Here is a 13,384-nt window from a genome sequence, read left to right on the forward strand (position 1 = left end):
GTCAGTTGGTCTCGTCAGCGGGACCAAGGATTAAATCGACCGCGGCCTGACCGGCGATCTCCGCAACGAAGTAAGCCCAACGCTGGGAAAACGGGCCGCCGCGGATCTTGATGCGCTCACCGAGCGCCGCCACGCCCGGCAGCTTCACTGGGCCTTCGATACGAAACCACACGTCGAACATGTCCGCCGAGGTGGACGATAAATCAATGTGAATTTCGAATCCGCGATATTCGACGCTTCGTTGCATGAGAACCTCCCGCTCCCGCACCGTTGCACAATGCTACGCGCACGCCTTGCAGACTTAAAAAAAGCCGGCGTCTGGCCGGCTCTTCCTGTGCTCGCCGTGAGTCGACGAACTGGCGTTTCGTTTGACCCGCCAGATTTCACTAGACACTGCGACCACCAGCGCCGAACCATTTCCGGGCATCTCTTAGCCACTGCTTCGTTACTCCAGGGGGGACGCCGGCCGGCGCCTTCGGTGGGACCGGCACATCGTCCTTAGCTGCGCTCTCCTGCGAACCCCGCCGTTTCTTGCTTTCTTCCAGTTCTTCGAGGTTGACTTGATCGTCGATCATGATTACTCCGGGTATTCAAAATAGAACGCCTCGCGGGCGATAAGCGCATCTGCCCAGGTCGCGAAGAATGTATTTCGTCCAGTTGGTGAGGGGTGGCGCATGGGGCGCTCCGGCACTGACCGACCGGACCATGACCTGAGGGACTTTAGACGCCTGTCCTTGACGAGTTGCATCGAAAACCGATTGCGGATTGGACTCACTGTATACCCTCTGTATAGGAAGTACAGCGATTCCGCCGCCAGCGGGGTAGCCGGGGCAACCAACGAGGCATTTTATCGACCCGAACGGTACCGTACAGACTTGCCGCATCGTTAGTGGAATCCTGTCACCTTAACCCGCGCGCAGTCGTGACCCTCCAGGTCGCTCTCATCGAGCGTGCGATCTGAGGTCAATATGTCAGTTCATCAAAGCTCTTTCCGGTGGTTCGTAGGCACGCCCAACTCACGTCGTGAAGCTATCGCAGACGAAACGATGGAGCCTGTGCAGGAAGGCTCCACCATGGGACTGTCCCCGCGTGCCTCGGAGCCGGTCCATCATTTTGACGCGCTGCGACTCAAGGATGAAATCCTTGCGATGGTGGCGCACGAGCTTCACGGGCCTTTGACGCCGCTGCAGTTCGCTGCGGATCTGATCCGCAGGACATCGGCCGACCGGCCCGAAGTGTTGCGCTCGGTCGATATGATCGATCGGCAAATTACCCAGATTGCCCGGCTTGCCGAGGATTTGATGGACGCGGTGCGGGTCGAGCGTGGGGCGCTGCGCGTCACCAAGGTTCAGGTTGACGTCGTCGCGGTGCTGGCTGCTCCGCTCACTGCCGCTGCGGTGGCAGCAGCGCGGCGCAAGCAGACGTTGACGGTGCAGATCGCCGACAGAACGCTGCGCGTCGACTGTGATGCGGTTCGCCTCGCGCAGGCCGTGAACAATCTCCTGCACAACGCGCTGAAGTACACGCCGGAATACGGGTGTATCACGGTGAAAGTGCTCGCGGACCACAACGAGCTTGTCTTATCCGTCAAGGACGATGGGATGGGGATATCGGATTCGCATATGCCGCATATATACGAACTGTTCGCTCAGGCGAGCAGAACGATCGGAGCGTGTGCCGGTGGCCTGGGGGTTGGTCTGGCTGTCGTGAAAGCCGTTGCCGAGTCGCATGGCGGGACGGTGTCGGCGTTCAGCGCCGGACCCGGCACCGGCAGCGAATTCACGCTGCGTCTGCCTATCGTAGTAGACCAGTGCGCCACGCGGCAACCAGCGTGATGGCGCGCACGGCGTCCTCGTAGCATTCACCTCAAAGGTTCTCTGACTCCGGAGCGTCAGATGCGGCTATGTGCTGCTTGCTCCGGCCACTATTGCCTCAGTTGCAGCGTGGCTGCAACTGCCCCGACACTCTCGTGACTCTGGAGCACTTCACCATGACCTTTCTCAAGTCGCCGCCGCCCACACCGGATGCCGTGGCCGATGAATATGCCGCGACCATTTCCGGCTCGTCGCTGCCGAAGTACCGCATTCCGGAGACGTCTTCCGATCGTCGCGCCGTGTTCGACCTGGTTCGCGACGAGCTGTTCATGGACGGCAACTCGCGCCAGAACGTCGCCACGTTTTGCACGACCTATGCTGATGACGAGGTCCGTCGTTTGATGGATCTGTCCATCGACAAGAACATGATCGACAAGGACGAGTATCCGCAGACCGCCGAGATCGAGATGCGCTGCGTTCATATGCTCGCCGACCTGTGGCATGCGCCCAAATCATGGAAAACGACCGGATGCTCGACTACCGGATCGAGCGAGGCGTGCATGCTGGGCGGCCTGGCGCTTAAGTGGCAGTGGAAGAAGCGGCGCGAGGCCCAGGGAAAACCGACCGACAAGCCTAATTTCGTTTGCGGCCCCGTGCAGGTATGTTGGGCAAAATTCGCGCGCTATTTCGATGTGGAAATGCGTGAGATCCCACTCAGCGGTGACTCGCTTGGCCTGCAACCGGAACAACTGGCAGCCTATTGCGACGAAAACACGATCGGTGTGGTTGCCACGCTTGGTATCACCTTTACTTGCGTCTACGAACCGGTCAAGGCGCTAGCGAATGCACTGGACACCTTGCAACGCGACGTCGGCATCGATATTCCGATCCACGTCGACGCGGCGAGCGGCGGCTTCGTTGCGCCGTTCATTCAGCCGGACCTGGAGTGGGACTTCGGCGTGGAGCGCGTCAAGTCCATCAACGCGTCGGGGCACAAGTACGGCCTCGCGCCGCTCGGCGTGGGCTGGGTGGTATGGCGCAGTACGAAAGACCTTCCCGAGGATCTGATTTTCCGTGTCGATTATCTGGGTGGTGACATGCCGACGTTTGCGCTGAATTTTTCGCGGCCAGCGGGGCAAATCATCGCGCAGTACTACATGTTGTTGCGCCTCGGCCGCGAGGGTTACCGGCATATCCAGCAGGAATGCGCCGATACCGCGCAGGCGCTTGCCGACGGCCTCGCCAAGGTCGATGCGCTCGAACTCGTCTACGACGGCCGTGGCGCGCTACCTGCCGTCTGCTACAAGCTGAAGCATCCGGCCACCGCAGGCTTCACCTTGTTCGATCTGTCGGATCAGGTCCGCATGCGCGGCTGGCAAATCGCATCGTACAAGCTTCCGGCCGGCCGCGAGGAGACCATCGTTCAGCGCATTCTGATCCGGCGCGGCGTCACGCGCGATATGGCGGCGATGTTGCTCGAGGATATCAAGCACGCCATCGCCCATCTGATGAAGAACCCGGTGCCACACTCGACTGCCGGCCCGACCTTCCACCACGATTGATGCCGCAAGCTCATAGGAGCGCATGAAATGGACAACATCGTTAGCACTTCCACGACCACAGTCAAAACGGCTACCGCCAGGCGTGGAAAATATCTCAGCGTGACTTCGATTGGCCTGATGACCGCGGCGGCGGTCGTCACCAGTCTGCGCGGCTTGCCCTTGTTGGCGAAGGAAGAGATGACGATGTTCGTCTATCTCGCCTTCACCGTGATCTTTTACCTGATTCCCGCATCGCTGATTTCGGCGGAACTGGGTGGCGCGTTCGCCGACCGGCGCGGCGGGATCTATACCTGGGTCGCCGAGGCATTCGGCACGCGCTGGGGCTTCCTCGCGATCTGGCTGCAGTGGATCCAGAACGTCGTGTGGTTTCCGGTGGCCTTGACCTTTGGCGCGGCAGCCGTCGCTTACACGATAGGGAAACCTGAGCTCGCGCAGAATGGCGTCTACGTCGGTATCTTCTGCATCGTCGCTTACTGGCTTGCTACGTGGGTGGTATTGCAGGGCGTCGAGGTGTTCGCGAAGATTGCCAACTGGACCTTCGTGATTGGCACTATCGTGCCGGGTGTCGTGCTGCTTGCGCTGCTGGGCTACTGGATCAGCACTGGCCATCCGCTTGGTTGGCAGCATCTGAAAGATCCTTCGCTGTCGGAGGCTGGGCAGGCACGCTACTGGCCGGCCATCCACGGCTTCGGCACTATCGCCTTCCTTGCCGGGATCGTGCTGCTGTTCGCCGGCGTCGAAGTGCAGGCCGTGCATGTGATCGACATGCGTAGTCCCAGTCGCGGCTATCCCGCTGCGATCGGCCTGGGAGCCTTGATCTCGGTGCTGATCTTCGCGCTGGGCGCGCTGCCGATCGCTGCGATTCTGCCTTACGAAAAGATCTCGTTGCAATCGGGCGTGTTCGACACGTTCGGCGCGGTGATAACCGATATCTGGCACATGGGGTGGGCCGTGTCCGCGCTGTCGCTGCTGGTTGGCGTCGGGGCCATTAGCGGCGTGCTCGCGTGGCTGGGCAGTCCGTCGCGCGGTCTGCTTGAAACCGCTCACGAGGGTGAACTGCCACCGTTGCTACAGGCAAAGAACAGTAAAGGCATGCCGACTCACATCCTGCTGGTGCAGGGGCTCATTGTGACGGTCATTTCGTGCTTTTACTTCGTGATCCGCGATGTATCGGTCGCGTTCTTTCTGATCTCCGCAATGACGATCGCGCTGTACCTGATCGCCTACATGCTGATGTACGGGGCGGCGATCAAGCTGCGCTATAGCGCACCGGCATTGGCCAGACCGTTCAAGGTGCCCGGTGGCCTTGCCGGCATGTGGCTGACCGCAGGGATTGGCTTCGCCGGTGTTCTGTTCAGCTTCATTGTGTCGTTCTTCCCGCCGGACCAGTTGCCGGTCGGCTCGCCCGCGCTGTATATGGGGCTGGTTACGTTGGGGATCGTCCTCTTCGCGGGCATTCCGTTGATCATTCATCATGTACGTCGCAGCGACTGGGTGAGTGGGCACGATGCGCCGATCGTGCAACCGGCGCAAACCCCGCTCAATTGAGCGGGCGGTGCGGCATCACGGTGGGAGATGTCTGGAGCGTTGCGCTGTCCGAAACAGGATGGCGTCAACCGCCCAGATATATTTCTGAAAGAGCGGTTTAAGTAGACGCTACCGTACAGACGTCCACACTCGTTCAGCCCATGCTGATCTCAACAAGTGCAACCATGTTGCACGGGACCGGAGTAAGCGCTAAAGCGCCAACTCCGGTCGAGCGCTATGCATGGGACCGGAGTAAGCGCTAAAGCGCCAACTCCGGTCGACAGGAGGCCATCATGTACATCGAACTTTCCCCCGAGGCTGTCCAGACTCTCAAATCGCTTGATCGGATTCCAGACTCCCAGGCAGCGACCCCGCACTCGATTGCGGAAGAACTACTCAGGTCCGGGCTTGCATACGAATCGCGTTCCTGTGGCGTCATCAACATGACGGCGGCAGGCCGGGTGTGGTTGAACCAGCGCGCCGCATAGCTCGAATCAACCTCAACTATGGCGACAGGACGTTGGGTTGCGAACGCCTACGTCGAATCGGTCGGCCACTTGCCTATCTGTTCGCGGCACAGGGAGACTTACCATGTCACTAGGATTGCTTCTTCTTATCGTTTTGATTGTCCTGCTGGTCGGCGCCATGCCGTCGTGGCGATACAGCAATGGATGGGGCTACGGCCCGAGTGGCGTACTCGGCGTCGTGCTGATCGTGGTGATCGCCATGTTGTTGATGGGGCGATTGTAATACCTCCGGCCCGATGTCTGGGTCGCAGCGTTCAACCATAGATAGGCGGTACAAAATGAGAAAAAATCGTTCCATCGCGACCGGGATGGCCATGCTGTTCACGGTGACTGCCATGCTCGGATGCGGCGACATGTCCCACCGGGATGCCGACACGGTAGTCGGCGCGGGGGTGGGCGGCGTCGCAGGTGCCGTCCTGACGGGCGGCAGTCCCCTGGGCACGGTCGGCGGCGCTGCCGTCGGTGGTGTCGTTGGCAATCAGGTCGGGAAATAGTCCGGCCGAGTCTCTGGGGCGATCGCACCGGCCGCCCTTGTCGAGGCAAGGCAAGCGCTGACCATATCCCGAACAGACGTGGCATAGTGGTCGGCGCCGATCGCACCCTGGAGATCCTTGCTCCACTCATCCGTATCGCCCGCCGACCAGAGACCCACCACGATCGATGCGTCCGGCAGGCGCTGTCGCAGGCGCCGCAGCAGGTAGCGCAGGTGTGACGGAATCCCGTCTATGTTCAGATAGAAAATGCACACGATGGTCGCCGCGGTGAGCTCGAGACTGTCGATCTGCGCACGCGACGCCGCATCGTGCGGGACCACCCGGCAATCGCGGTTATGCTTTCCCAGCACCTGAACGAGCATGGACGAGGCCAACTCGTCGAGCGGTCCTCGTCCGGCTATACAAAGAACCCGATTGCCTTCGCGCTCTGCCAGCGTAGCTTGCTCGTTCATCTGCGGGGTGGCAGGGGCGGCTTGCGGGCGCGGTGTGTCTTGCGTAACCGCGGACGGCGCCAACGCCCCCCAGTTGTCGTCGGCATTGACGGGCGCGGGATCGATATCTGCGAAGCCGTCCAGGCCCTCGATGAGGTCGTTCACCGTGGTCTGAATCCGCATCAGTTGTGCGGCAGTGACGCCGCCTCGCATGACGTCGTTGGCGGCGAGCTGCAATCCTTTGACTGCGACCTCATCGTAATAGGCGGAGAGCGAGCGATCGCGTAGCAGTACTTCGGCTTGCTCCAGTGCTTCGTCCGGGTCGCCGGCGAGTGCGCGCTGGTAGAAATTTTCGATTGGAGTCAGCGCCGGCTGGTCGCCGAGCAACACGTCGAGAAATTCGAGCCTCGCAACATGGCGCCCCAGAACGAGAACGCAGAGCGTCAGCGGGGTGGACAGGATCAGCCCGACGGGCCCCCAGATCCAGCTCCAGAAGATTGCCGCCACGACCACCGAAAACGGGGAAAGGCCAGTGCTATGACCGTAGAGCAGGGGCTCGACCACCTGACCGACCAGCAGCTCGACGGTCAGGAAGAGGGCCAGCGACCAGATCGCCATCGACCACCCGGGGCTGACTGCGGCGGCAAGTGCCGTAGCCAGAAGGGCCGAGATCCAGATGCCCACGTAGGGGACCAGGCGCAACAGGGCAGCGAGAATGCCCCACAGTATGGGGCTCGGTACGCCGATGAAGAACAGGCCCGCGCCGATTACCACGCCTACGCCGGCATTCACGCCGAGTTGCGAAACGAAATACCGGCTGAGGCGGCGCGCGGCCTCATCCATGGCGGTGGTCGTCCGATGCAGATCTCTTGACCCGAACAGCCGGATAGCGCGATCGCGCAGGTCGTCGCGCTGCAGCAGAATGACAATGGTGACGATGAATACGATGAAGGTCGTTTCAAGCGGGCTGACAACCGGAGACAGCATGCGCCGGACCAGCTGGAAGGCGGTGGGGACCGGTTCGCGTACCTCGACCGGAACGGCGGCGGCAGGCTGGTTTGCCGGCGAAGCGGACGCGGTTCCGTGAGCGGCTTGCTGTTGATCGACGCTTACCTGTTGAAGCGCCGCGCCGGCGGCGCTTGCCAGATCGTTCAGTTTGCCGAAGGTCAGCGCGCGTGCGGCGTCGATCTTGGTTTCTATCGTCGCCTGATACCGGGGCATGCCGACTGCGAGGTCCGTCAACTGATTGGCGATCACACCGCCAAGCAAGACGATCACCGAGAGCGAAAGGAGTACAGCGAGGAGAACCGAAGCAACGTGTCCGATCCTGAGGCGAATCAGAGAATTGGCCAGCGGGGCGACGAGGAAGCTCAGCAGCACGGCAAGCGTGACCGGAATCAGAACTTCACGCGCAAAGTAGAGACCCGCGACGACCGCCACCCCTACCGCGAAAGTGATGAGCCCCTGCATGCTGGGCGTTTCAGGAGGATCGACCTGCGTCGCTTGCCTCGTAAAACGCGGTTCGATCAGCTTGGACATGACTGCCGGTTCTCGCAAGTACGTTCCACTGAATAAATCTGACGCTACGCTATCGCTGGTGGCGATGCGGTACGACAGCGTACAGTGATGCTCCATCCGGCTGGTTCGTTCGGAAACCGTAAGGTTCATTGCCCGATACCGTACAGACATCTGCCTGTCACGCGAGAGACAGTTGTAGTCAGAAAGATAGATGCAGGCGAACCCCGAGTGTCGCCATCATGAGTTTCGACTACCAAACGATATCGCGATGAACATCAATCCCCTTGCCGGCAAACCGGCACCTCGTGAAATACTGGTCAACGTCCCGCGGCTGATCACGTCGTATTACACCGACAGGCCCGACCCCGCGATCCCGGCGCAGCGTGTCGCGTTCGGCACCTCCGGGCATCGCGGCTCGGCTTTCGCACGCAGCTTCAACGAGTGGCATGTGCTTGCCATCACGCAGGCGATCTGCCGTTACAGGAAGCAGGAGGGTATCGACGGCCCGCTGTTTATTGGCGTCGACACCCATGCCTTGTCTGAACCCGCTTACGCAAGTGCGCTCGAGGTGCTGGCCGCCAACGGCGTTGAGGTCATGATTGCGCAAAACGGCGAATACACGCCCACGCCGGCGGTGTCGCACGCCATCGTTACGTACAATCGCGGCCGGACTGCGGGACTGGCGGACGGTATCGTGGTGACGCCGTCACACAATCCACCGGAAAGCGGCGGTTTCAAATACAACCCGCCGAGTGGCGGCCCGGCCGACGAGATCGTGACCGGCTGGATCGAAGCGAACGCGAACGGATTGCTCGAAAGCAAGCTTGATGGCGTGCTGCGTATGTGTTTATCGAAAGCGCTGCGCGTCACGACGACGCACCGGCATGACTTCCTCAATGCCTACGTTGGCGATCTCTTCAGCGTCGTCGATATGGATGTGGTCCGAGGCGCGCCGATCCGCCTGGGCGTCGACCCGCTGGGTGGCGCCGGTGTGCACTACTGGGGGCCGATTGCCGAGCGTTATGGGTTGAACCTGAGCGTGGTCAACGACGACGTCGATCCTACTTTCCGCTTTATGAGCGTCGACTGGGATGGACGGATTCGTATGGATCCATCGTCGCCGTATGCGATGCAAACGCTGATCGACCAGAAAGATCGCTTCGATGTGGCCTTCGCGTGCGACACCGATCACGATCGCCATGGCATCGTCACGCGGCACGCCGGACTGCTGCCGCCGAATCACTATCTCGCGGTTCTGGTCGATTATCTGTATTCTCATCGCCCCCAGTGGCAGGCCCATGCGGCGGTGGGCAAAACCATCGTCAGCAGTCAGATGATCGACCGTGTGACTGAACGGCTGGGCCGGACGCTTTACGAAGTGCCGGTTGGCTTCAAGTGGTTTGTCGACGGCTTGCTCGACGGCTCGCTCGGTTTCGGCGGGGAGGAGAGCGCGGGCGCCAGTTGTCTGCGGCTCGACGGCACGGCGTGGACGACCGACAAGGATGGCATCGTACCGGCGTTGCTGGCGGCCGAGATGACGACCCGCATCGGTCGAGATCCGGCTGAGATTTACCGGGATCTGACCCAGAGGATGGGTGAGCCGGTCGAACGTCGCGTGCAAGCCGTCGCAACGGCGCAGCAGCGCGCGCTACTGGGCCGGCTTTCGCCGGTGCAGTTTCCCCATACCGAACTGGCCGGCGAACGGATCAAGCAGGTGCTCGACCGGGCTCCCGGCAATCACGCCGCCATCGGTGGCATCAAGGTGATCACGAAGAACGGCTGGTTTGCGGCACGTCCGTCAGGGACCGAAGATATCTACAAGATCTATGCGGAGAGCTTCCTCGATGAAGATCACCTGACGCGTATTGTTGAGGAAGCCCAGGCGATGGTGGATGGTACGTTTGACGAAAATGCGCTCGCCCATGAGAGCGTTTAGCCGCAGCCCTCGGTCGCCGCCATCGAGGCGATCGCGAAGCTGACGAATACGGTCCAGAGCGGCGGCACTTCGCCAATCGCATTGAAGGCGAGCCAGAGTGTGAAGGCATCGAGCACGAAGATGCACAACTGGAGTGCTGCGGTCTGCAGGAGCGGGCTGGGGCTACGCAGGAGATGGGTTGGTGCAGCGGTCAGTTCCCGCAATAGGGCGGTGACGCCGAGGCATTTGCTGACCCACGCGATCGGCCGGCGCTTGCCCCAGCGCTTGAGCCCCAGGACAGAAGCGGGAACCGCCACCGTCACCAGCACGAAAATCGTCACGCCGATCAGCAATGGCAGGTTCATTCGGTGCTGCAGCCACAGGGTAGCGGCGCTGGCGAGCACGACGATCAGGTAGGCGATATCGTAAGACACGAGGCCGACCAGCATGGCGGCCATCGCGATCTCCGGGGGGATGTGCCTTCGAATCAGTCCGCGTACGACCAGCATCGTGCCGCTGATGCCGCCGCTCGGCAGGACCTGGTCCGTGAAGACTTTCGCCACGCCCAGCGGAACGAGGGTCCGCAGCGGCAATGGCTGCCCTGCACGATGCAACGCCTGACGCCATACGAAGGCGGCACTGATGTAGGTTCCTGCCTGCACCAGGAGCGCCGCGAGCAGCCACACAGGACGCGCCGATCGCACCAGCGCAACCATCTTTTCGAGTGAACCGAAATGCATGGCGACGAGAATGACGGCGAGAACGCCTACGAAACCCACCACCCAAAACATCAGCGAGCGTAGTCGGGATGCTTTGCCGAGCAGGCCAGGCGCGATCCTGACAAGTCCTGTCTCGGTAGACGGAACCGGCCTTCCTGCCGACAGCGGGACATCGTCCGCAAGATTGAGGTTAATAATGGTCGTGCGCCTGATAGTCGCCGCCGCCGTGGTAATCACCACCGTGATAGTCGCCACCGTGATGGTCGCCGCCGGCCGGGACGAGGATGCACGCACTCAGGGCCGTAATCAGCGAGAGTGCGATCAGCATCCATATACGTTTTTGGTTCTTCATCTCCAACCCCCTTCTGCTGCAACTTTTTTCTTGAACATCCCCAACACCGATAGCTGGCGTCGCTTACTTCGAGTCCTCGGCGGTGTTGTGGATGGCCTGGCCGCTTTTCGATATGTCCGTCCCCGCGCCCGCAACAGTGTTGCAGCCCGCGAGAAGAGCGCTACCGGCGATCATAAACAGAACGATGAGTCGCATCATGGTGTCCTCCTGCGAAAGGTTCTGGTTACCGGCAGCGGTTGCTAGCCGGATACGTTTCCAATGAAACTAGAGCGGCAGGAACAAGCTGATTCCCGGGGCCGCCTGCGGGGCATAAACAAGAGGCGGCGCATCATAGCCTTGGTAGCCATAGCCCGAATTGCCATAAGCGTGGCCATAGTGGCGATGATCGTCATGCCGGTATGCCTGGCGTGGGGCGCCGTGGCCTTGGGCATGCTGCTGGCCGCCATGATGTTCCTCTTGCGCTTGCAGAGGCGCTGCCATGACGAGGCAGGCGATCGCTACCGCGAGGCCTGATGCGCTCAAAAGTCGTGGTCTCGTCGCGCTCTTGTCAGGCGTGCGCGTGAATGAAGTTTTCATGATGTATTCCTCGGTTCGGACCGGCGCCCGCGCAGCAGTGCGCGGCGCAGGTTCGGGTCATCCCTTCCTGGCTGCATGGTGGGTGTCGCTGCGGAAAATCAGATCGGCATTGTGCTTCTGCGTATCCGACATGCTGTTGTAAAGCGCCTCGAAGGCCGACGTGAGCTTCTTGATGCCGTCCGCGTGAGCATCGACAACCTGGCCATAGGAGCGGAGATCGTCGACCGCGCTCATATTGTTGGCGTTAGCCGTACGGGACTGCCTGAGCGAATCCATTGTGCTGGCGTTGTCACGCATGACTTGCGCAACGGGTTGCCAGAGAGATTCCTGGTCAGCAGTGATCTGAAGCCTCGCATGAAGGCTGTTGATGCGCGTATCGACCGGCGTATGGGTCGACACGGTCATGGCATGCGCGCTGGGCTGAGTCTGAGCTGGCGTGGCCGCGCTTGACGACGCGGCGAACGTCGCCATGACGAGAAGCAGAACTGCGGCGAGCACAGGCACCGGCCGGCGTTGGAAAGAAGTGGTCGTGCGCTTCATGGTTTTTTCCCCTGGGAATTCGGTCATGGATCGAATCGCCTGCAAGGTACCAATGCTGTGAATGCACCGCGAGCGAATTCGTAGAACAAGTTAGTAATGCCACCATTCCAGGCCGACGTCTGTCCGATGGCGGACTTTTGTGCGCAAGCCGGTGGGATGCCGCTCTTGGAAGATAGAGATCGCATCGATGCAATGGAGTCCGGTACGGGACCGTACCGACATGCCCGGCAGTTGCGCACATCGTGTGGTCGCGATCTGTCGTGATGGGCATGACGAGGCGCTCAAGAGGCGCGAAATACTCACGGATTCCGTAGAAAGAGGGCTAACTTGTTTCGTACTTCACTGGATTTTTTCTCGAACGGCTTGCTTGGCCTGTCGTGGTGGCAGATTGTGCTCACCACGCTGCTATTGACCCATGTGACGATTATCAGTGTGACGGTCTACCTGCACCGCTGTCAGGCGCATCGCGCGCTCGAACTGCATCCGGTTGTGAGCCACGGCTTCCGGTTCTGGCTATGGCTGACGACAGGTATGGTGACCGGCCACTGGGCGGCAGTGCACCGCAAGCATCACGCGAAGTGCGAGACCGCTGAAGATCCTCATAGCCCGCAGGCTTATGGCATCTGGAAGGTTCTGCTCTGCGGTGCCGAGCTTTACGGTGCCGAAACCAGGAATGAAGAGACGCTGCGAAAATTCGCTTACGGCACGCCGAACGACTGGATCGAGCGGAACCTCTATGCCAGGTACCCGAACCTCGGCGTAAGCCTGCTGATGGTGCTCGACGTGGCGTTGTTTGGCATCCTCGGCGTCTCGGTATGGGCCGTCCAGATGATCTGGATTCCGTTCTGGGCGGGCGGCGTAGTCAACGGCGTAGGCCATTTTCGGGGCTACCGCAACTTCGACACGGCAGATGCGAGTACGAATGTCATTCCGTTTGGCATTCTGATCGGCGGGGAAGAGCTCCATAACAATCATCACGCCTATGCGGCATCCGCCAGGCTGTCGAACAAGTGGTACGAACTCGACATTGGCTGGATGTACATTTCTATTCTTTCAGCGCTGGGACTGGCGAAAGTCAGAAAAGTGGCGCCGAGACCGCATCTGGTCAAAGGCAAGACGGTGCTCGATGACGCCACGCTGCAGGCGGTACTGCGTAACCGCTACGAGGTCATGGCGAGCTATACGAAGGTAGCGGAACGCGTGAGCCGACAGGAGCAGGGCGACCAGAGGCTGCATATTTACGTTGAGTTGCGTGAGGAACTCGTGGCGATGTGGGAACGCTCCAATGTCTCACGTGAGCAGTTACTCCTGCAGTTGCAGGATTGGTGCCGTCGCGCCGAACTGAGCGGGATTGACGCCATCGAGGAGTTTTCATTGCGGCTTCGCCAGTACGCCTGAACGACGGCGAG

The 13,384-nt window shown here is 60.7% G+C and carries 16 protein-coding genes; 8 read left to right on the forward strand and 8 right to left on the reverse strand.

The window, feature by feature from the left end:
* Nucleotide 1 precedes the first annotated feature (1 nt).
* On the reverse strand, nt 2-247 hold the full coding sequence (locus tag BLQ92_RS06180) for a hypothetical protein (protein WP_090682579.1): 246 nt from the start codon (nt 245-247) through the stop codon (nt 2-4).
* Nucleotides 248-386: 139 nt separating this feature from the next.
* Entirely contained in the window at nt 387-575 is a 189-nt protein-coding gene (locus BLQ92_RS06185; RefSeq protein WP_090682582.1) for a hypothetical protein, read from the reverse strand.
* A 498-nt stretch (nt 576-1,073) separates the two neighbouring features.
* On the opposite strand from BLQ92_RS06185, the gene BLQ92_RS06190 reads away from it, so the two are divergent.
* The 6 genes from BLQ92_RS06190 (at nt 1,074) to BLQ92_RS06215 (ending at nt 5,924) form a co-directional block, all read left to right on the forward strand.
* Nucleotides 1,074-1,835: a sensor histidine kinase gene (locus BLQ92_RS06190; protein WP_175772127.1), complete on the forward strand. Its 762-nt coding sequence runs from the start codon at nt 1,074-1,076 to the stop codon at nt 1,833-1,835.
* 155 nt (nt 1,836-1,990) lie between these two features.
* Entirely contained in the window at nt 1,991-3,376 is a 1,386-nt protein-coding gene (gad, locus tag BLQ92_RS06195) for a glutamate decarboxylase (protein ID WP_090682585.1), read from the forward strand.
* 27 nt (nt 3,377-3,403) lie between these two features.
* A complete protein-coding gene (locus BLQ92_RS06200) occupies nt 3,404-4,924 on the forward strand; it encodes an amino acid permease (protein WP_090682587.1) in 1,521 nt (506 codons plus the stop codon).
* 272 nt (nt 4,925-5,196) lie between these two features.
* Nucleotides 5,197-5,391 carry a hypothetical protein gene (locus tag BLQ92_RS06205; protein ID WP_090682589.1) on the forward strand — a complete coding sequence of 65 codons (195 nt, stop codon included), beginning with the start codon at nt 5,197-5,199 and terminating at the stop codon, nt 5,389-5,391.
* Nucleotides 5,392-5,494: 103 nt separating this feature from the next.
* Nucleotides 5,495-5,653 (forward strand): DUF3309 family protein, encoded by a 159-nt coding sequence (locus BLQ92_RS06210; RefSeq protein WP_090682590.1) that lies wholly within the window; start codon nt 5,495-5,497, stop codon nt 5,651-5,653.
* 55 nt (nt 5,654-5,708) lie between these two features.
* Nucleotides 5,709-5,924 carry a glycine zipper 2TM domain-containing protein gene (locus tag BLQ92_RS06215; RefSeq protein WP_090682592.1) on the forward strand — a complete coding sequence of 72 codons (216 nt, stop codon included), beginning with the start codon at nt 5,709-5,711 and terminating at the stop codon, nt 5,922-5,924.
* On the opposite strand, the gene BLQ92_RS06220 is transcribed toward BLQ92_RS06215, so the two are convergent.
* Nucleotides 5,909-7,894, reverse strand: coding sequence for an AI-2E family transporter (locus tag BLQ92_RS06220; protein ID WP_090682593.1), 1,986 nt, complete (start codon nt 7,892-7,894; stop codon nt 5,909-5,911). The two genes, BLQ92_RS06215 and BLQ92_RS06220, sit on opposite strands and share 16 nt — an antisense overlap.
* Nucleotides 7,895-8,141: 247 nt before the next feature.
* Here BLQ92_RS06220 and pgm point away from each other — a divergent pair, with 247 nt between their 5' ends.
* Complete coding sequence (gene pgm / locus BLQ92_RS06225) at nt 8,142-9,809, forward strand: phosphoglucomutase (alpha-D-glucose-1,6-bisphosphate-dependent) (RefSeq protein WP_090682595.1); 1,668 nt, start codon at nt 8,142-8,144, stop codon at nt 9,807-9,809.
* Here pgm and BLQ92_RS06230 read toward each other — a convergent pair.
* The 5 genes from BLQ92_RS06230 to BLQ92_RS06245 form a co-directional block, all read right to left on the reverse strand.
* Nucleotides 9,806-10,762 (reverse strand): lysylphosphatidylglycerol synthase transmembrane domain-containing protein, encoded by a 957-nt coding sequence (locus BLQ92_RS06230; RefSeq protein ID WP_244896623.1) that lies wholly within the window; start codon nt 10,760-10,762, stop codon nt 9,806-9,808. The two genes, pgm and BLQ92_RS06230, sit on opposite strands and share 4 nt — an antisense overlap.
* A complete protein-coding gene (locus tag BLQ92_RS39845; RefSeq protein WP_175772126.1) occupies nt 10,698-10,859 on the reverse strand; it encodes a hypothetical protein in 162 nt (53 codons plus the stop codon). Before BLQ92_RS39845 ends, BLQ92_RS06230 begins: the two co-directional genes overlap by 65 nt.
* Before the next feature lie 63 nt (nt 10,860-10,922).
* Nucleotides 10,923-11,054 carry an entericidin A/B family lipoprotein gene (locus BLQ92_RS06235; RefSeq protein ID WP_425194898.1) on the reverse strand — a complete coding sequence of 44 codons (132 nt, stop codon included), beginning with the start codon at nt 11,052-11,054 and terminating at the stop codon, nt 10,923-10,925.
* A 69-nt stretch (nt 11,055-11,123) separates the two neighbouring features.
* Entirely contained in the window at nt 11,124-11,435 is a 312-nt protein-coding gene (locus tag BLQ92_RS06240; RefSeq protein ID WP_090682599.1) for a hypothetical protein, read from the reverse strand.
* A gap of 57 nt (nt 11,436-11,492) precedes the next feature.
* Nucleotides 11,493-12,002, reverse strand: coding sequence for a Spy/CpxP family protein refolding chaperone (locus tag BLQ92_RS06245; RefSeq protein WP_244896624.1), 510 nt, complete (start codon nt 12,000-12,002; stop codon nt 11,493-11,495).
* A 300-nt stretch (nt 12,003-12,302) separates the two neighbouring features.
* Here BLQ92_RS06245 and BLQ92_RS06250 point away from each other — a divergent pair, with 300 nt between their 5' ends.
* A complete protein-coding gene (locus tag BLQ92_RS06250; protein WP_090682601.1) occupies nt 12,303-13,373 on the forward strand; it encodes a DesA family fatty acid desaturase in 1,071 nt (356 codons plus the stop codon).
* The last annotated feature ends 11 nt before the right edge of the window (nt 13,374-13,384 follow it).

The sequence above is a fragment of the Paraburkholderia phenazinium genome (assembly GCF_900100735.1).
Taxonomy (GTDB): domain Bacteria; phylum Pseudomonadota; class Gammaproteobacteria; order Burkholderiales; family Burkholderiaceae; genus Paraburkholderia; species Paraburkholderia phenazinia.